General features: G+C 70.8%; 19 protein-coding genes and 1 tRNA gene. 11 read left to right on the top strand and 9 right to left on the bottom strand.

Translation table 11 applies throughout. The annotated features are described in order from the left end of the window. Nucleotides 1–44 precede the first annotated feature (44 nt). From pstC to pstB, 3 genes are read left to right on the top strand one after another with little or no spacing between them, the layout of a single operon-like run. Nucleotides 45–1,052, top strand: coding sequence for a phosphate ABC transporter permease subunit PstC (gene pstC / locus ACFQU3_RS08485; RefSeq protein ID WP_385908656.1), 1,008 nt, complete (start codon nucleotides 45–47; stop codon nucleotides 1,050–1,052). Beyond that, a complete protein-coding gene (gene pstA / locus ACFQU3_RS08480) occupies nucleotides 1,049–2,011 on the top strand; it encodes a phosphate ABC transporter permease PstA (protein ID WP_385908654.1) in 963 nt (320 codons plus the stop codon). Before pstC ends, pstA begins: the two co-directional genes overlap by 4 nt. Before the next feature lie 19 nt (nucleotides 2,012–2,030). Next, nucleotides 2,031–2,807, top strand: a complete 777-nt coding sequence (gene pstB, locus ACFQU3_RS08475; RefSeq protein WP_385908652.1) for a phosphate ABC transporter ATP-binding protein PstB — start codon at nucleotides 2,031–2,033, stop codon at nucleotides 2,805–2,807. 85 nt (nucleotides 2,808–2,892) lie between these two features. Here the strand turns inward: pstB and ACFQU3_RS08470 are convergent, their stop codons facing one another. The 4 genes from ACFQU3_RS08470 to ACFQU3_RS08455 form a co-directional block, all read right to left on the bottom strand. Continuing rightward, nucleotides 2,893–3,897, bottom strand: a complete 1,005-nt coding sequence (locus ACFQU3_RS08470; protein WP_385908650.1) for an anion permease — start codon at nucleotides 3,895–3,897, stop codon at nucleotides 2,893–2,895. 7 nt (nucleotides 3,898–3,904) lie between these two features. After that, the gene (locus ACFQU3_RS08465) at nucleotides 3,905–4,525 is read right to left on the bottom strand and encodes a DUF47 domain-containing protein (protein ID WP_385908648.1); all 621 of its coding nucleotides are present in this window, start codon (nucleotides 4,523–4,525) and stop codon (nucleotides 3,905–3,907) included. Between the two features lie 119 nt (nucleotides 4,526–4,644). Continuing rightward, a complete protein-coding gene (locus tag ACFQU3_RS08460) occupies nucleotides 4,645–4,872 on the bottom strand; it encodes a hypothetical protein (RefSeq protein WP_385908646.1) in 228 nt (75 codons plus the stop codon). 330 nt (nucleotides 4,873–5,202) lie between these two features. Further along, on the bottom strand, nucleotides 5,203–5,814 hold the full coding sequence (locus ACFQU3_RS08455; protein WP_385908644.1) for a hypothetical protein: 612 nt from the start codon (nucleotides 5,812–5,814) through the stop codon (nucleotides 5,203–5,205). A 152-nt stretch (nucleotides 5,815–5,966) separates the two neighbouring features. Between ACFQU3_RS08455 and ACFQU3_RS08450 the strand changes: the two genes are divergently transcribed. Then, nucleotides 5,967–6,755: a sigma-70 family RNA polymerase sigma factor gene (locus ACFQU3_RS08450; protein WP_385908643.1), complete on the top strand. Its 789-nt coding sequence runs from the start codon at nucleotides 5,967–5,969 to the stop codon at nucleotides 6,753–6,755. Nucleotides 6,756–6,830: 75 nt separating this feature from the next. Next, entirely contained in the window at nucleotides 6,831–7,427 is a 597-nt protein-coding gene (locus ACFQU3_RS08445; RefSeq protein WP_385908641.1) for a DUF664 domain-containing protein, read from the top strand. Nucleotides 7,428–7,497: 70 nt separating this feature from the next. On the opposite strand, the gene ACFQU3_RS08440 is transcribed toward ACFQU3_RS08445, so the two are convergent. Then, complete coding sequence (locus tag ACFQU3_RS08440) at nucleotides 7,498–8,019, bottom strand: YbhB/YbcL family Raf kinase inhibitor-like protein (protein WP_385908639.1); 522 nt, start codon at nucleotides 8,017–8,019, stop codon at nucleotides 7,498–7,500. A gap of 160 nt (nucleotides 8,020–8,179) precedes the next feature. Here ACFQU3_RS08440 and ACFQU3_RS08435 point away from each other — a divergent pair, with 160 nt between their 5' ends. Further along, on the top strand, nucleotides 8,180–8,722 hold the full coding sequence (locus ACFQU3_RS08435) for a hypothetical protein (protein ID WP_385908637.1): 543 nt from the start codon (nucleotides 8,180–8,182) through the stop codon (nucleotides 8,720–8,722). Between the two features lie 52 nt (nucleotides 8,723–8,774). Here ACFQU3_RS08435 and ACFQU3_RS08430 read toward each other — a convergent pair whose 3' ends face one another. Beyond that, nucleotides 8,775–9,461, bottom strand: a complete 687-nt coding sequence (locus ACFQU3_RS08430; RefSeq protein ID WP_385908635.1) for a MarR family transcriptional regulator — start codon at nucleotides 9,459–9,461, stop codon at nucleotides 8,775–8,777. A 108-nt stretch (nucleotides 9,462–9,569) separates the two neighbouring features. Here ACFQU3_RS08430 and ACFQU3_RS08425 point away from each other — a divergent pair, with 108 nt between their 5' ends. Both ACFQU3_RS08425 and ACFQU3_RS08420 read left to right on the top strand, forming a co-directional pair. Beyond that, complete coding sequence (locus tag ACFQU3_RS08425) at nucleotides 9,570–10,259, top strand: aquaporin (protein ID WP_385908798.1); 690 nt, start codon at nucleotides 9,570–9,572, stop codon at nucleotides 10,257–10,259. 10 nt (nucleotides 10,260–10,269) lie between these two features. Beyond that, nucleotides 10,270–10,701 carry an arsenate reductase ArsC gene (locus ACFQU3_RS08420; RefSeq protein WP_385908633.1) on the top strand — a complete coding sequence of 144 codons (432 nt, stop codon included), beginning with the start codon at nucleotides 10,270–10,272 and terminating at the stop codon, nucleotides 10,699–10,701. A gap of 40 nt (nucleotides 10,702–10,741) precedes the next feature. On the opposite strand, the gene ACFQU3_RS08415 is transcribed toward ACFQU3_RS08420, so the two are convergent. After that, complete coding sequence (locus ACFQU3_RS08415) at nucleotides 10,742–11,110, bottom strand: ArsR/SmtB family transcription factor (RefSeq protein ID WP_385908631.1); 369 nt, start codon at nucleotides 11,108–11,110, stop codon at nucleotides 10,742–10,744. 126 nt (nucleotides 11,111–11,236) lie between these two features. Here ACFQU3_RS08415 and ACFQU3_RS08410 point away from each other — a divergent pair, with 126 nt between their 5' ends. The 3 genes from ACFQU3_RS08410 (at nucleotide 11,237) to ACFQU3_RS08400 (ending at nucleotide 14,126) form a co-directional block, all read left to right on the top strand. Further along, nucleotides 11,237–12,667: an FAD-dependent oxidoreductase gene (locus ACFQU3_RS08410; protein WP_385908629.1), complete on the top strand. Its 1,431-nt coding sequence runs from the start codon at nucleotides 11,237–11,239 to the stop codon at nucleotides 12,665–12,667. Next, nucleotides 12,661–13,920 carry an MFS transporter gene (locus tag ACFQU3_RS08405; protein ID WP_385908627.1) on the top strand — a complete coding sequence of 420 codons (1,260 nt, stop codon included), beginning with the start codon at nucleotides 12,661–12,663 and terminating at the stop codon, nucleotides 13,918–13,920. The genes ACFQU3_RS08410 and ACFQU3_RS08405 overlap by 7 nt, the downstream gene beginning before the upstream one ends. Nucleotides 13,921–14,050: 130 nt before the next feature. Beyond that, a tRNA-Lys gene (locus tag ACFQU3_RS08400) sits at nucleotides 14,051–14,126 on the top strand. A 14-nt stretch (nucleotides 14,127–14,140) separates the two neighbouring features. Here the strand turns inward: ACFQU3_RS08400 and ACFQU3_RS08395 are convergent. Together ACFQU3_RS08395 and ACFQU3_RS08390 are read right to left on the bottom strand one after the other, a co-directional pair. Next, the gene (locus ACFQU3_RS08395) at nucleotides 14,141–14,650 is read right to left on the bottom strand and encodes a tyrosine-type recombinase/integrase (protein WP_385908625.1); all 510 of its coding nucleotides are present in this window, start codon (nucleotides 14,648–14,650) and stop codon (nucleotides 14,141–14,143) included. A gap of 364 nt (nucleotides 14,651–15,014) precedes the next feature. Further along, nucleotides 15,015–15,327 (bottom strand): hypothetical protein (locus ACFQU3_RS08390; protein WP_385908623.1); only part of this gene is annotated, 313 nt, incomplete at its 5' end.

Here is a 15,327-nt window from a genome sequence, read left to right as displayed (position 1 = left end):
CCCGCGCCAGTCCCCCTCAACCAAGCGAAGGAAGAGGCCACCACGTGTCGACACTGACCGGTGCATCCGCCGCGGACGAGCTCCCGGGCCCCGACGGCAAGCGGCCCCTCCAGGGCGACCGTGCCTCCACAGGCCGCCTCGGCGACCGTCTCTTCGGCGGCGCCGCCACCGTCTCCGGCATCATCGTCATCGCCATCGTCAGTCTCATCGCCGTCTTCCTGGTCGTGCAGGCCGTGCCCGCGTTGATGGACAACCGGGCGAGCTTCTTCACCAGCCGCGTCTGGGCTCCCGGCGGCGAGCAGCCGGCCTTCGGCATCCTCGAGTTCCTCTGGACGACCATCGCCGCCTCGACGCTCGCGATGCTCATCGCCGTCCCGGTCGGCGTCGCGGTGGCGCTCTTCCTCACGCAGTACGCGCCGACGTGGATGCGCAAGCCGGCGGCGGGCCTCGTCGACCTGCTCGCCGCCGTCCCCTCGATCGTCTACGGCCTGTGGGGCCTCATCACGTTCGGGCCGGTCTTCAAGCCCTTCCAGGGCTGGCTCGAGGACACGCTGGGCTGGTTCCCACTCTTCTCCTCCACCGGGATCTCGGGCGGGACGATCTTCTTCATCGGCATCGTCCTGTCGATCATGGTCCTGCCGATCGTCACGGCGCTCTCGCGCGAGGTGTTCGACCAGACCCCGATCGCCCACAAGGAGGGCGCGATCGCGCTCGGTGCCACGCAGTGGGAGATGATCCGCACCGCCGTCCTTCCCTTCGGCCGGCCAGGCGTGATCTCGGCCGCGATGCTGGCCCTCGGCCGGGCCCTCGGCGAGACGATCGCCGTCACGTTCCTCGTGTCGGCCCTCTCCGACGGCACTGCCTGGACGTGGTCGCTCTTCAACGGCGGCGAGACGTTCGCCTCGAAGATCGCGAACAACGCCGCGGAGTTCAGCAACCCCGGCAAGACGGGCGCGTACATCGCGGCCGGTCTCGTGCTCTTCGTCCTGACGTTCGTCGTCAACAGCATCGCCCGAGTCGTCATCGAGCGCAGGAAGGCCTTCACCGAATGAGCACCGCGACCGACCGGCGTCCCGACGACGTGGTCGTCCCGGACGACACCGTCACGCCGCCCGGCGGGCGCGCCGGCGGCGACGCCCTGGCGCAGATGCGCAGCCCGCACCGCGCCCGCGCACTCAAGGACGTCCTTGCCCGCGTCGTCATGTGGGCGGCCTTCGCGCTGGCGATGGTCCCGCTCGTCTGGATCCTGTGGACCGTCATCGGCAAGGGCGCCCACATGCTGACGACGGCCACCTGGTGGACGGGCAACCAGCGAAACGTCAACTCCGACGACTTCGGCGGCGGTGCGCGGCATGCCATCGAGGGCACCCTCGAGATGGTCGGCCTCACGGCGCTCATCGCCGTGCCGATCGGCATCCTGACCGCCGTCTACCTCGTGGAGTACGGTCGCGGTCGCCTCGCCAAGGCGATCAGCTTCACCGTCGACATCCTCTCCGGGGTCCCGTCGATCGTCGCGGCCCTGTTCATCTACGCGGTGTGGGTCACGACCTTCGGCATCGGCCGCTCGGGCTTCGCGGCGTCGCTCGCGCTCGTGCTCCTCATGATCCCCGTGGTCGTGCGCTCCACCGAGGAGATGCTCAAGCTCGTCCCCAACGAGCTGCGCGAGGCGGCATACGCCCTCGGCGTCCCCAAGTGGGTCACCGTCGTCAAGGTCGTCCTGCGCACGGCGTTCTCGGGCATCGTCACCGGCGTGCTGCTCGGCATCGCCCGCGTCATGGGCGAGACGGCGCCGCTGCTGATCCTCGCGCCCTACACGAAGAACTTCCAGCGCGACCTCTTCAGCGGCAACTTCCCCACGCTCCCGATGATGATCAACCAGGACCGCGGCGACTTCGCGCTGGAGACCGCCGCCGAGCGCATGTGGGGCGCAGCGCTCACCCTCATCATCCTCGTCCTGCTGCTCAACCTCATCGGCCGGATCATCGCGCACTACGGCTCGGTCAAGAAGTAAGAGAAAGCGAATCTTCCAGATGGCAAAGCGAATCGACGTCACCGACCTCAACGTCTACTACGGCGCCTTCAAGGCGGTCGAGGGCGTCTCGATGACGGTCGAGCCCCGGTCCGTCACGGCCTTCATCGGTCCGTCCGGATGCGGCAAGTCGACCTTCCTGCGCACGCTCAACCGCATGCACGAGGTGATCCCCGGCGGCCGCGTCGAGGGCAAGGTCATGCTCGACGACCAGGACCTCTACGCCTCCGGCATGGACCCCGTGACGGTGCGCCGCACCGTCGGCATGGTCTTCCAGCGCCCCAACCCGTTCCCGACGATGTCGATCTACGACAACGTGGCCGCGGGCCTGCGTCTCAACGGCGTCAAGAACAAGAAGACCCTTGACGGCATCGTCGAGACCTCACTCAAGGGCGCCAACCTCTGGACCGAGGTCAAGGACCGCCTGAGCAAGCCCGGCGCGGGCCTCTCCGGCGGCCAGCAGCAGCGCCTCTGCATCGCCCGGGCCATCGCCGTGCAGCCGCAGGTGCTGCTGATGGACGAGCCGTGCTCCGCGCTCGACCCGATCTCGACGCTCGCCATCGAGGACCTCGTCAACGAGCTCAAGAGCGAGTACACGATCGTCATCGTCACGCACAACATGCAGCAGGCGGCCCGTGTCTCGGACCGCACCGCGTTCTTCAACCTCAAGGCGACGGGCGAACCCGGGCGCCTCATCGAGATCGACGACACGACCCGGATCTTCAACAACCCCACCCAGCAGGCCACGGAGGACTACATCTCCGGCCGCTTCGGCTGACCCCCAACGCCACCCCGGGTGAAACTGCCCACTCGACTCGCTTCCATGGTCGAGTGGGCAGTTCGCTACGGCTGGTGGGGAGGGCTCAGCGGAAGACGGCGGTGGCGTACCAGGCGATGACGGCAACGAGTCCGGCGCCCGGGAAGGTCAGGACCCACGCGCCGACGATGTTGCTGGCGACGCCCCAGCGGACGGCGGAGAACCGCTTCGTCGCACCGACGCCCATGATCGATGAGGTGATGGTGTGCGTCGTCGAGATCGGCGCACCGAACGCGAGACCGGCGACGTAGAGGATCGCCGCGGCGGTCGTCTCGGCCGCGAAGCCCTGCGGGGGCGTCATGTGGATGATGCGGCGGCCCAGCGTGCGCATGATGCGCCACCCACCGGCATACGTGCCGAGGGAGATGACGATGGCCGACAGAACGAGCACCCAGATCGGGATGCTGTCGCTGTCGTGGTGCCCCGAGATGTTGAGGGCCAGCACGACGACACCGGCGGTCTTGGCGGCGTCCTGGAGACCGTGGCCGAACGCCATCGCCGCGGCCGAGGCGGTCTGCGCGGTGCGGAAGCCGCGGGAGACCCGTCCGGGGTTGGCGTTGCGGAACATCCAGAGAATGGCCGACATGACGAGGTAGCCGAGACCGAGACCGATGATCGGCGAGGCGATCATCGGGATGACGACCTTCTCCCAGATGACGGTCCACTGGACGGCGACGCCGGCGACGAGGGCCGCACCGCCGAGACCGCCGATCAGCGCGTGCGACGAGGACGAGGGCAGTCCGAACCACCAGGTGAGCAGGTTCCACCCGATGGCGCCGACGAGGGCCGCTGCCACGAGCCACAGCCCGTTGACACCCATCGGCTGCTCGATGATGCCCGAGCCGATCGTCTTGGCCACCTTGGCGCCGAAGAAGGCCCCGAAGAGGTTGGCGATGGCTGCCATGCCGAGGGCCACGCGGGGCGTGAGCGCGCGCGTCGAGACCGAGGTCGCGATCGCGTTGGCCGCGTCATGGAAGCCGTTGGTGTAGTTGAAGCCCATGGCCAGCGCGATGACAGCACCGACTCCGAAGACCGAGATGGTCGTGTCCATCAGAGGGTCAGGACTCCTTGACCGCGATGCCCTCGACCACGTGCGCGACCTTCTCGAACGCGTCTGCCGCGTTCTCGAAGCCGTCGACGATGGCCTTGACCTTGATCAGCTCGACCGGGTCCGGCGAGTTGTTGAAGAGGCTGGCCACCATCTTGCGGTGGAGCGAGTCTGCCTGGTTCTCGAGGCGGTTGATCTCGATCCAGTAGCTCTTGAGGTCCTTGAGCGAGCGCAGGCGCGGCATCGCCTCGGCGGTCACCTCGGCCATGCGGGCCAGGATCTCGAACTGCTCGGCGAGACCGTCCGGGATCTCACCGACGCGGTAGAGGACGATGAGGTCGGCGGTCTCCTCGATGAAGTCCATGCAGTCGTCCAGCGAGGCCGCGAGGTTGTGGATGTCCTCGCGGTCGAAGGGCGTGATGAACGAGCTGTTCACCTTGTTGATGAGCTCGTGCGTGGCCTCGTCGGCCGCGTGCTCGAGCTCCTTGAGCCGGTCGGCCACCGCCGTGCGCTTCGAGGGCTCGACCTCGAGGAAGCGGGTCAGCTCCCGGGTGGCATCGACAAGCAGCTGTGCGGAGGACGTGAAGAGGGTGAAAAAGCTCGTGTCCTGGGGTGTGATGCGAAAACCCACGGGGTTGCTCCGGTCGATCGGGGTCTGGTCCGGGGAAGATGCTACGGCGTAGTCGTCGCTCCAGCGCAACCCAGCCGCCTTCCGGCGTTCACGTCCTTGCCCGCCGCGGGCACGTTGCGCTAGTCCGCGGGGTCGGCCACCGAGGGGCTCTCGGGCGGGGCGCCGGGGGCCGCCACGGCCGGATCGTCCGTGCCGCGATCGACGAGGCCGAGCAGCTCGTCGACCTCGTCGGGCGTGAAGTGGCGCGGGCTGGACGACGCAGCGACCACGAGGTCGCTCACGAGCTCGATCTCGTCGGCGAGGGCGACGTCGAGCAGGTCACCGGTCCGCTCGTCCTCGGGCGTCATGGGTTCAATCTAAGGGCCCGCGGGCGCCGCGTGTGCGTAAGTCCACGACGAGATGGGCGAGATCGGGACGGGCCCGGCGTCGCCTCTGGGCACACAGCCGCGCGTCGACGCCCAGGAGCGGGCGGTGGAGGTTGCGTCGGGCCGGGAGCGCCTCTCGGCACAGGGCCGCTCGTAGCGGCTGAATTTGGGACCCGGGGCTACCACGACCCGACGCGCAGCCAAGAATAAAGGCGGTCCGACGCGATCACCAAAGGCGACAGAAAGCAAGCCCCCGGGCAGATCGGACCGGGCAGGGCACCAGTCCCCGACGAGACGCACGTCAGGCGGCGGTCAGTCGAGCGCGCCTGCCCGCCAGAGCCGGGCGCACACCGTGAGGTCCTCGGCCATGACGAGGACGTTGGCGGCCTGCTCGGCACTCGCGTCACCCGACGAGATGTCGGCGCGACCTGCAGACACCACCCTGCAGAACGCGGCCGCCCGCTCGAGGGCCACAGCGAGGTCGCCCTCGAAGACACCACGGAGGACCTCGTCGATGACCCGGCCCATCTCCTGCGGGCCGGGCGGCTCTGCGGCTCCGGCGACGGCGTGGTTGGGGCCGGTGAAGCGGATGCCTGCGGCGTACTCACGGCTCGCCTCGTCTGGTGTGCGCTGCACCCACTCGCGCAACACGTAGAGGCGCCAGAGGGCGCCGGGCAGCGAGCGCGCAGGGCGCTGCGACCACAGCTCGGCGAGGGTCGACAGGCCGATGTCGTCGACGAGAGCGACGAGCTTCTGGGTCAGGGCCGGGTCGGCAGCGGCACGGCCGGCGTGCACGAGCGCCAGGGCCGTCTCGTGGGCGACGTGGATCTGCTCGGTGGGGTCGTAGGCGGGACCGTGCGCCTCGAGCGCGGACTCGCTGAAGAAGGCGGGCCGCCTGGGGGCGCGGTGGTCGCTCTCGCTCATCCCTGAAGGCTAGACCTCGACCCCGACGCGGCACCCGCGGCTCGCGTGCGACCCAAACGTGACCTCTCTGGCCTTGCGTTGTGTTCAGTCTTTGTCTAGCGTTTCGGATGTCGGTCAAGCAAGCGCCGCCACCCACTCTGGCTGGAGACGACATGACAGACCCTCGCCGTGGACCCCGCAAGGACGCCTGGACCCGAGAGCTGATCGCGACCTTCCGCACCGCACCCACCGAGACCCAGCGGTCACGCGCGCTCGAGGACGTGACGCGGCTGTACCTGCCCCTCGCCCGGTCCCTCGCCCACCGCTACACGGGCAAGGGACTCGACCGTGAGGACCTCGAGCAGGTCGCGTTCCTGGCCCTGCTCAAGGCGATCCACCGGTTCGACCTCGACCAGGAGACGGAGTTCGGCGCCTATGCGACGCCCACGATCACCGGCGAGCTGCGCCGCTACTTCCGCGACCACGGGTGGCTCGTGCGGCCCCCGCGAGGCCTGCAGGAGCGGCGTCAGCTCGTCACCGACGCCCGCACGAGACTCGAGCAGCAGCTCGGCCACGAACCGGACCAGACCGACCTCGCCGATGCCCTGGGGTTGACGGTCGACGAGGTCAAGGAGGCCCAGGTGGCCTCGGCGAACCTGCGGCCGACGTCTCTCGACGCGACGACGGCCGAGGGTGGCCGGCCGGTGCTCGACCTCGTCGACGCCCGCGCCGACCGCCACGTCGACCCGGGTCTCGACGACGGCATCGTCGTGCGTACGGCCCTGCGCCGGCTGCCGGCTCGTGACCAGAAGCTCGTCGAGCTGCGCTTCACCCACGACCTGACACAGTCGGAGATCGGTGAGGTCCTGGGGCTCAGCCCCATGCAGGTCAGCCGGCTGCTGCGCCGCGTGCTGGCCGAGCTGCGCGAGCAGCTCGAGTCCGCGGAGCTCCTCAGCGCCTGACGACCTGACGATCGCCGACGACCGCACGACCCGTTGCGGACGCGGATCGTCCGCAACGGGTCGTACGGTCGTTTCATGACGACGAACGCGACGACCAACGCGACCCCCTGGGAACCACCGCTCGCCGGGACCGAGGTCGAGCACCTCGTCGGCGCGCTCGAACGCCTCCGCACGACGTTCCGCTGGAAGGCCGACGGCCTCGACTCCGCCGGTTTGCAGCAGCGCGTCGGGGCGTCGACGCTCACGATCGGTGGCCTGCTCAAGCACCTCGCTTCCTGCGAGGACTACACGTTCACGCACAAGCTGCGGGGTGAGCCGATCGGGGCGCCGTGGGACGCGACCGGCTGGGACGGCACCAACGACTGGGAGTTCCAGTCCGCCTCCGACGACTCGCCCGAGCAGCTGTACGCCCTCTACGACGGGGCGGTCGACCGGTCCCGCGAGCGCCTGACGGCCGCGCTCGCCGACGGTGGCCTCGACCAGCTCATCCACGTGTCCATGCCGGACGGCACGCGCGCGAACCTGCGCCGGCTCGTCTTCGACTTCGTCGAGGAGTACGGCCGCCACACCGGCCACACCGACCTGCTGCGCGAGGCCATCGACGGGCGCGTCGGCGAGGACCCACCCGAGGGCTGGACCGCGACGTCCGGGAGCTTCCGCCTGCCCGCGTGACGGCATATGGCAGCGGTGCCACGACGCGCGACCGTGGGCCGGTGGTCGGGCAGCTCTCGCCGTCGTCGGCTCAGTGCTGGTAGGTGCCGTGGATGACGGCGCGCGCCAGCGTCTTGAACGCGAGGTTGAACGAGACCACGGCTGGGGAGGCCGACTCGTCGACGCCGAGGGTCGGCTCCGACACGGCGTGCACGACGAAGAAGTAGCGGTGCGGCATGTCCCCCTTGGGCGGAGCCGCGCCCATGAAGCCCGCGTCGCCGCCGTCGTTGCGCACGTGGAAAGCGTTGCCCGGCAAGGCTGCTGACGCAGCGCCCGTCTCCAGGGAGGTCACGTCGCCCGGCACGTCGACGAGCACCCAGTGCCAGAAGCCCGACGGTGTCGGCGCGTCGGGGTCGAAGCAGGTGACGACGTAGCTCTGGGTGCCCTCGGGTGCGCCGCTCCAGGACAGCTGGGGCGACGTGTTGCCCGCGGCGGCGACCTGGTCGTCCTTGAGGGGGGCACCCTCCGTCACGTCGTCACTCGTCAGCGTGAACGAGGGCACCCGCGGCAGCAGCTCGTAGGGGTTCGGGGCGACCGGTCGGTCGAGGCTCATGCGGTCCTCCTGCGAAGTCGTCGACGCCTGCACCATACCCAGCGAGGCCGTACGCCGTGTGGCGCGCGTGCGCCTGCACACGGCACCTGGATGTCCGCACGAATCCGGGCGGCCGCGGTTACCCTGAAACGAGAAACGGACAAATGCGACAGGGGTGTCCATGAACCAGGAGTCGGGCTCGGTCTCAACGGTTGGCTTCCCGGTCTTCGCCGCGCGTGAGTGGGCGGCCCGCCTCTACGAGCAGGAGCGGTTGGAGCGTGAGGCCGCCTGGTGGCGCCTCGCCTGGCCGTTCCTGCTCGCCCTGGCGCTCGGTGCCGCCGCGGTCGCCACCGCCTGGCGGTGGCCGATCCGGCAGTCCGACTACGCGTTCGGCGGCGTCGTGGTGCTCGCCGCCGCGGCTGTCGGTGTCGTCGTCGGCGGGCTGCTTCGCATCGCTGCGGTCAGGAGGCGCCGAGCCGCTGCAGCAGCCCAGCCGGCCACGGTCGACAGCCTGCCCGAGAGCGCCAGGGCCGCGGTGCTTGCATCACCGCGGCTCCGGTTCCGTTGGCCCACAGACGGACCCAGCTTCACCGCAGCCCGCGACAGCGTGGCGGCGCTCGCCCCGATGGGTGAGTTCGCCGCATCCGTGCTCGTGTGGGCCCTGACGATGCGCGGCCGGGTGGACGGCACGCTCGAGGACTGGGTCCGCGGCCGCCACCCCTGATCACTGTGGCGCATTGTCAGGGGGCTGGGCGTCCCGTGGTGGCGGGCGAGCCTCAGGCGGTGGCCGTCAGTCGGGGCGCGAGGCGCTCCACCCGAACCGCGAGGTCCGCGACGGCGCGGTCGAACGCCCGGTCGCTGCCGTCCGGGACCGGGTCGGGGATCGACCAGTGCGCCCAGGCGCGACCACGGAGCTCTTCGTGAGCACGGTCGCAGACGGTGATGACGAGGTCGCCGGGCCGGCTCGCGTCATCGAGTCGGCAGGGTGCAACCTGGGGCAGGTCGAGGTCATGACGTGCTGCGGTGGCCGCGGCTCGCGGGTTGATGGCCTCGCCCGGATGGGTGCCGGCCGAGCCGGCCTCGAGACCGCTCGCGCGGCGCCAGAGCGCGGCGGCCAGATGGGACCGGGCCGTGTTGGCCGTGCAGACGAAGAGGACGCGATCCGCAACGGCGGCCGGCGTCGGCCCCCCGACCGGGTCGGCAACGGAGTCCCAGCCGACGAGCGAGTAGTACCACCGTCGGGCATCGCCCTCGGACCGACGGCGGGTGACGAGCCCGGCCCGTTCGAGCACCTTCAGGTGGTGGGCGAGCAGGTTGGACGGGAGGCCGATCTCGACCCCGATCTCGGACGCTGACGCGTCGGTCACGGCGAGGTGGTCGACGACCTGCAGCCGGGACACGTCGGCGAGAGCGGCATGCACGTCGGCCCGCCGTTCCAGACGCGAAGTTTGCTCAGCATTCATTGAGTCAAGTTTGACTGAGGCAGTTGGGGCCGTCAACATTGGCGCGTGAGCACTCCCACCGCACCCGACCTTCGCCGTCGGCTCTTCGCGGAGCTCGTCGGCACCGGCATGCTCGTCGTGGTCGTCGTGGGCTCTGGTATCGCAGCGCAGCGACTCTCCCCCGACGACACCGGGCTCCAGCTGCTGGAGAACAGCACCGCAACGGCCTTCGGGCTCACGGCGCTGATCCTGCTGTTCGGTCCGGTGTCGGGGGCGCACTTCAACCCGGTCGTCTCGGTGGCCGACTGGGTGCTGGGACGGCGCACCGGGCACGGCCTCACGCTGCCCGAGGTGGGCGCCTACACCGCCGCACAGGTCGTGGGCGGCCTCGCGGGCGCCGTGCTGGCCAACGTGATGTTCGAGGTCGGCACCTCGGTCTCGACGAAGGGCCGGGTCACCACGGGCAGCCTCGTCGCCGAGGTCGTCGCGACGACGTTCCTCGTCGCGCTCATCTTCGCGCTGGCCAGGTCGGGGCGTGGCGCGGTCGCCGCCCCCGCGGTCGGGGCGTACATCGGCGCCGCCTACTGGTTCACCAGCTCGACGTCCTTCGCGAACCCCGCGGTGACCGTCGGCCGCATCTTCTCGGACACGTTCGCCGGCATCGCCCCCGGCTCGGCGGCCGCGTTCATCGCCATGCAGGCATTCGGGCTCGCCGCCGGTCTCGGCGTGACCCTCGTCCTGCACCCCGACGCGAGCACGCGTGCGGACGACGTCGTCGTCCCCCACCCCAGCGCGTCCCGAAACGACCCATCGACCTGAAAGGCCATCCATGACCTCCGACACCGCACGCCCCTCGGTGCTCTACGTCTGCGTCCACAACGCCGGCCGCTCGCAGATGGCAGCGGCCTACACGCACCACCTGTCCGGCGGCGCCGTCGAGGTGCGCTCAGCCGGGTCGACCCCGGCCGACGCAGTCAACCCCGCCGTCCGTGACGCGATGCTCGAGGAGGGCATCGACATCTCCGCCGAGACACCGAAGATCCTGACCACCGAGGCGGTCCAGGCCTCCGACGTCGTCATCACCATGGGTTGCGGCGACACCTGTGCGATCTTCCCCGGCAAGCGCTACGAGGACTGGGAGCTGGCCGACCCGGCCGGGCAGGGCGTGGATGCCGTCCGCCCGATCCGCGACGAGATCAAGGACCGCGTCCGCACGCTGCTCAGCGAGCTCGGGGTGCAGCCGGTCGAGCTCGGCCGCTGACCGGCTCCGCTGCGGACCCGCGCGGCTCAGGTCGAAACCGTCAGGCGTCGGGCGTGAGCAGCGCCGCCATGACAGCCAGGACCCCGGGCGCGACCCGGTAGTACACCCAGGTGCCGCGACGCTCCGACTCGAGCAGGCCGGCCTCGCGCAGCTTCTTCAGGTGGTGCGAGACCGTCGGCTGGGACACGCCGACGTCCTGGATGTCGCACACGCAAGCCTCGCCACCGTCGGCCGAGGCGATGTTCGAGAAGAGGCGCAGCCGAACAGGGTCGCCGAGCGCCTTGAACATGCCGGCGGCGCGCTCGGCGTCCTCGACGGCCAGGGGCGCCCGGGTCAGGGGTGCGCAGCAGGGCTCGGCCGCCCGGGTTGCTCTGGACGAGACATCGAGAACCGGCAGCAGATTCGACATACGTCTATGTTGACATCCGTCGATACCAGTCGCAAGATGGCGACTGTCAGCACATCGACAGTCGTCGAATCAGCACCGTTTGGGCCGCCCCGTGAGCGACCACGGTGCCCGGACCCGGAGGTTCCCATGAGCAGCACGCCCGCCGTCGCCCCGTCAGCGGGGTCGACCACCATCACCCCCGTCGTGGTCATCGGAGCCGGGCCCATCGGCCTGGCGGCCGCAGCGCACCTGCTCGAGCGTGGCCTCGAGCCACTCGTGCTCGAACGCGGGCCCGGCGCCGGGGCGGCCGTCGCCTCGTGGGGCCACGTGCGGCTGTTCTCCCGCTGGGCCGAGCTCGTCGACCCCGCGGCGCGGCGACTCCTCGCACAGCGCGGGTGGAGCGAGCCCGACCCCGGTCGCTACCCGACCGGCGCCGAGTGGGCCGGTCAGTACCTGCAGCCGCTCGCCGACGCCCTCGGCGAACGCGTCCGGTACGGCACCACGGTGACCGGAGTCGCGAGGCAGGGTCGTGACCGCGTCGTCGACTCGGGTCGCGACGGCCAGCCCTTCACGGTCCACATGCGCCACGCCGACGGGCCCGGCACCCGGCTCACCGCCAAGGCAGTCGTCGACGCCTCCGGCACGTGGACGCGCCCCAACCCACTGGGAAGTGACGGGTACCCGGCCGACCGCGAGCACGACCCCGCCGTCGCCGCGCGGGTCTCCTACCGGGTCCCGGACACGCACGACCCCCGCGACATCGCCCGCTTCGGCGGCAGGCGCACGGCCGTCGTCGGATCCGGCCACTCCGCCCTGACGGCCCTCGTCGCCCTCGCGACCCTCGCCGAGCAGGTCCCCGGCACGCGCGCGGTCTGGGTGCTGCGTCGGGGGGCGGTGGGCAACGCGTACGGAGGCGGCGACTCCGACCAGCTGCCCGCGCGTGGCGCCCTCGGGCTGCGGGCCCGCGACGCGGTCGCTGCCGGACACATCGAGGTCGTCAGCGGATTCCGCACCGAAGCCGTCGAGCCCAGCGGATCTGACGCAGAGGACGTGACGATCAGCCTCGTGAGCGAGGACGGGCGCCGCGTTGCCGGGCTCGACGAGGTCATCGGCCTGACCGGCTTCCGTCCCGACCACTCGATCATGTCCGAGCTGCGGCTGCGCCTCGACGACCGCCTCGAGGCGCCCGCCGGCCTTGCACCGCTCATCGACCCCAACGTGCACTCGTGCGGCACCGTGTACCCGCACGGAGCGGCGGAGCTCGCCCACGACGAGACGGGCGTCTACGTCGTCGGGATGAAGTCGTACGGCCGCGCGCCGACGTTCCTCGCCCTGACCGGCTACGAGCAGGTTCGCTCGGTCGCCGCCGCGCTCGCGGGCGACCATGAGGCTGCCGCGCGCGTCGAGCTGACCCTTCCCGAGACCGGTGTCTGTGGGGGCGCGGGCCTGTTCGACGAACCGGATTCCACGAAGGCCGGGGCGAACGGCGCGTCAGGCAGCTGCTGCTCCCCCGCGCCCCACCTGATCCAGATCGGCGCACCGTCGAGCGCAGGAGCCGGCGGACCCGGCGGATGCTGACCTCGGCCGCGCAGCGGTCACCGAGCCATACGGCGCGACCGCGGTGGGCGCTGCCCGCGCTGTGCGTGACCCAGGTCGTGGGCTGGGGCGTGCTCTACTACGCGTTCCCGGTCATGTTGCCCACGCTCACCCGCGACACCGGGTGGTCGCCCGCGGCCACGACGGCGGCCTTCTCCACCGCGCTGGTCGTCTCCGCCGTTGTCGGGATCCCCGTCGGGCACCTCATCGACCGCGCCGGCCCCCGCCGGGTGATGGCCCTCGGCTCGGTGCTCGGGGCGGTGGCGTTCGCCGTGATCGCCGCCGCCGGGAGCCTGCCCGTGTTCGCCGCGGGGTGGGTGCTGGCGGGGTTCGCCATGGCTGCGACGTTCTACCAGCCGGCCTTCGTGGCCCTCACCCGCTGGTACGGGCCCCAGCGCGTCCGCGCCCTGACGACGCTCACCCTCGCGGGCGGCCTGGCCAGCACCGTCTTCGCCCCGATCACGGCCGCGCTGACCGCCGCGCTCGGGTGGCGTCAGGCCGGCGTCATGCTGGCCGTCGTCGTCCTCGTCGTCGCAGCGCCGCTGCACGCGTTCGCCCTCCGCGGCCCCTGGCCTCCGCACCCACGTGTGCACCTCGGCTCCGAGGGGCTGGGGGCGGCGACGGTCTCCACGGGCATCGTCCGCAGCCGCGGTTTCCTGCTCCTGGCCGCGGCGCTGACGCTGTCCGGGTTCGCCATGTATGCCGTCGTCTTCGGGCTCATCCCGCTGCTCACCAACCGTGGTGCCACCACCACACAGGCAGCCTGGGCGCTCGGCCTCGGTGGCCTGGGGCAGACCCTCGGCCGCGTCCTCTACGCGCCCCTGGCAGCCCGAACGAGCGCGCGGACCCAGACGGCCGCACTCATCCTGGCCGGCGCAGCGACCACGGCGCTGCTGGCTGCGGTCTCCGGCCCTGTCTGGCTGCTGACCGTGGCGGCGATGGCGGCCGGCATGGTTCGCGGGAACCTGACCCTGTTGCAGGCGACGGCGGTTCCCGACCGGTGGGGCACCGTGGCCTATGGGCGGCTCACCGCCACTCTGGCCGCTCCGGTCACGATCGCCGGCGCCCTCGCACCGTGGGCCGGAGCAGCGCTGACCACCTCGTTGGGTGGCTCCCCGAACCTGTTCTGGCTGCTCGCAGCCGTCTCCACCGCTGCGGCGGTGCTCGCATGGCCGACGGGTGAGGCTCCCGCTCGCTCGTCCGGGCGTCACCGTCCGGGACACTCCCGCAGCTGACGCGGAGCCCGTTCGCCGGGTCGTTCAGAGACGAGCGGATGCTCGGGCATACTGGTCGGCACGACGGCGCACGACTGGAACTACCCGACGGATGTTCCTACCGTTGGTGGTGCGTACAGTGCGACGTCGCGGGCCTCTAGCTCAGTCGGTAGAGCGTCGGACTTTTAATCCGCTGGTCGTCGGTTCGAGCCCGACGGGGCCCACCACGCGTTTGGGCAGGTCAGGCACTGTCTGCCCCGTCCGACTCCCCCGCCCCTTCGCCTGCTGAGGCCTCGCGGGGGCGCATTTGGGGCACAAGACCATCCAGAGCGAGTGCGACGGCGTCCTGATCGTCGGCCAACAGACCGGCGTTCACGTCGAGCGTCATCGCCGCCGACGCGTGCCCCAACATCTGCTGCACCGCCTTAACGTTCGCGCCCGAGGCGATCGCCAAAGAAGCCGCCGTGTGTCGCAGATCGGGAGGCGTGACGTCCACCAGATCAGCCGCTCGACACGCAGGGTCGAAGACCCGGCGACGCCAGTGACCCAGCCGCAAGACCCCGCCCTCAGGTGCGGTGAAGAGCACGTCATCCGGACCCTTTCCTTGGCACTGTGCCTCGATCCCGGGAGCAAGCGACGGCGGGAACAGGACCGTTCGCGTGCGGTTCGTCTTCGGCGACGACCAGACGAGGCGACCGCCCACCTCAGTGACACTCTCGGCCACGACGAGGCGTCTCCGAAGCTGGTTCACACGCCGGACCCGCGGCGCCGCGAGCTCTCCAAACCTCAGCCGCAGAAGGCGAGCACAGCCACACTCAGGGCGTCGGGTTGCGCTGCCTCAATGAGCCGAGCCACCTCGTCCGCTGAGAGGAAGCGCGGCTCGGCCCGGACGACGCGAGGCAGCTGCACGCCTGATGCTGCAGCACGCGAGATCCGCCCGTCCGGGATGCCGGCCAAGGCGACGACCCAGGGCGACTGGTGCAGCCCGAGCCAAGGTGAAGGTCAGCACGTACAACGGGACCGTGCCCTCGGTATGCCCTTGGAAGGCCCAGGTGGAGACCCCGAACGGGGGCGCGCCTCCCGCCGTGTCCCGTCGGCCTCGCCTCCCCGACCGGTTACTGCGTCTTGTACGCCACGAGGTAGCTATCCATGGGCACCAGGAGCTTGCCCGGGAGGACGGCGATCTGCGGCGTGCTGACCCCGGACGTGACGGGGTTGCTGACGCGCAGGGTGGCCGGGTCGAAGGTGTAGACGCGGCTCATCGCCGCAACGTAGAAGACACCATCGGCCCACACGAGGTCGGCGTTGCGCAGCACGGGCTTGTTGGCGTCGGGCGGGGGGTAGAGCACGATGTGCCTGATCGTCGCGCCGGAGCGCGGGTCCAGCTCGACCAGGGCAGGTCCGTAGGCGGCCCAGAGCGAGCCGTTG

Origin of the sequence: Terrabacter sp. GCM10028922, assembly GCF_042666095.1 — a bacterium.
Taxonomy (GTDB): domain Bacteria; phylum Actinomycetota; class Actinomycetes; order Actinomycetales; family Dermatophilaceae; genus Terrabacter.
The sequence above is the reverse complement of the archived record's forward strand: the minus strand, read 5'-3'. Positions and strand labels throughout refer to the sequence as shown.

Excerpts from the sequence above, each read along its gene's own strand:
- ACFQU3_RS08440 (WP_385908639.1), bottom strand. The coding sequence starts at position 8,019 with ATGAGCCTCGACCGACCGGTCGCCCCGAACCCCTACGAGCTGCTGCCG.
- ACFQU3_RS08460 (WP_385908646.1), bottom strand. The coding sequence starts at position 4,872 with ATGACGCCCGAGGACGAGCGGACCGGTGACCTGCTCGACGTCGCCCTC.
- ACFQU3_RS08415 (WP_385908631.1), bottom strand. The coding sequence starts at position 11,110 with ATGTCGAATCTGCTGCCGGTTCTCGATGTCTCGTCCAGAGCAACCCGG.
- ACFQU3_RS08425 (WP_385908798.1), top strand. The coding sequence starts at position 9,570 with ATGCTCGTCGTGGTCGTCGTGGGCTCTGGTATCGCAGCGCAGCGACTC.
- pstA (WP_385908654.1), top strand. The coding sequence starts at position 1,049 with ATGAGCACCGCGACCGACCGGCGTCCCGACGACGTGGTCGTCCCGGAC.
- pstB (WP_385908652.1), top strand. The coding sequence starts at position 2,031 with ATGGCAAAGCGAATCGACGTCACCGACCTCAACGTCTACTACGGCGCC.
- ACFQU3_RS08435 (WP_385908637.1), top strand. The coding sequence starts at position 8,180 with ATGAACCAGGAGTCGGGCTCGGTCTCAACGGTTGGCTTCCCGGTCTTC.
- ACFQU3_RS08445 (WP_385908641.1), top strand. The coding sequence starts at position 6,831 with ATGACGACGAACGCGACGACCAACGCGACCCCCTGGGAACCACCGCTC.
- ACFQU3_RS08455 (WP_385908644.1), bottom strand. The coding sequence starts at position 5,814 with ATGAGCGAGAGCGACCACCGCGCCCCCAGGCGGCCCGCCTTCTTCAGC.
- ACFQU3_RS08450 (WP_385908643.1), top strand. The coding sequence starts at position 5,967 with ATGACAGACCCTCGCCGTGGACCCCGCAAGGACGCCTGGACCCGAGAG.
- ACFQU3_RS08420 (WP_385908633.1), top strand. The coding sequence starts at position 10,270 with ATGACCTCCGACACCGCACGCCCCTCGGTGCTCTACGTCTGCGTCCAC.
- ACFQU3_RS08410 (WP_385908629.1), top strand. The coding sequence starts at position 11,237 with ATGAGCAGCACGCCCGCCGTCGCCCCGTCAGCGGGGTCGACCACCATC.
- ACFQU3_RS08470 (WP_385908650.1), bottom strand. The coding sequence starts at position 3,897 with ATGGACACGACCATCTCGGTCTTCGGAGTCGGTGCTGTCATCGCGCTG.
- ACFQU3_RS08405 (WP_385908627.1), top strand. The coding sequence starts at position 12,661 with ATGCTGACCTCGGCCGCGCAGCGGTCACCGAGCCATACGGCGCGACCG.
- ACFQU3_RS08430 (WP_385908635.1), bottom strand. The coding sequence starts at position 9,461 with ATGAATGCTGAGCAAACTTCGCGTCTGGAACGGCGGGCCGACGTGCAT.